Annotated in this window: 1 pseudogene; it reads left to right on the top strand. The window is 67.9% G+C overall.

Annotation, left to right across the window (positions count from 1 at the left end):
* Positions 1-604: pseudogene (locus AC27IQ_RS26725) on the top strand (leucyl aminopeptidase); the annotation flags it as partial.

Genomic DNA, 604 nt, shown 5'->3' with positions numbered 1-604 from the left:
ACGGCGGCGTTCGCGGGCAGGCGCCCACGGTGCTGATCGGCAAGGGTATCACCTTCGACACGGGCGGCATTTCGATCAAACCCGCGGCCGAGATGGACGAGATGAAGTTCGACATGGGCGGCGCCGCCAGTGTGCTGGGCGTGTTCCGCGCACTGGCCGAACTCAAGCCCTCCATCAACGTGGTGGGCCTCATTCCCGCATGCGAGAACATGCCCGATGGCCGTGCGGTCAAGCCCGGCGACGTGGTCACCAGCATGAGCGGCCAGACCATCGAAGTGCTGAACACCGACGCCGAAGGCCGGCTGGTGCTGTGCGATGCCATTACCTACGCCGCGCGCTTCAAGCCGGCTGCGATGGTGGACATCGCCACCCTGACCGGCGCCTGCGTGGTCGCGTTGGGCGGCCTGCGCAGCGGCCTGTTCGCCACCGACGACGCGCTCGCGCAAAGCCTGCAGGCGGCTGGCGATGCGGCGCTCGACCCGTGCTGGCGCATGCCGCTGGACGACGAATATGGCGAGGGGCTCAAAAGCAACTTCGCCGACATGGGGAATGTGGCCGGGCGGGCTGGCGGCGCCATCACGGCGGCCAAGTTCCTGCAGCGTTT

The sequence above is a fragment of the Acidovorax sp. KPB24-07 genome (assembly GCF_057543315.1).
Note: the sequence above shows the minus strand (reverse complement) of the source record. Positions and strands in the feature narration are given on the sequence as shown.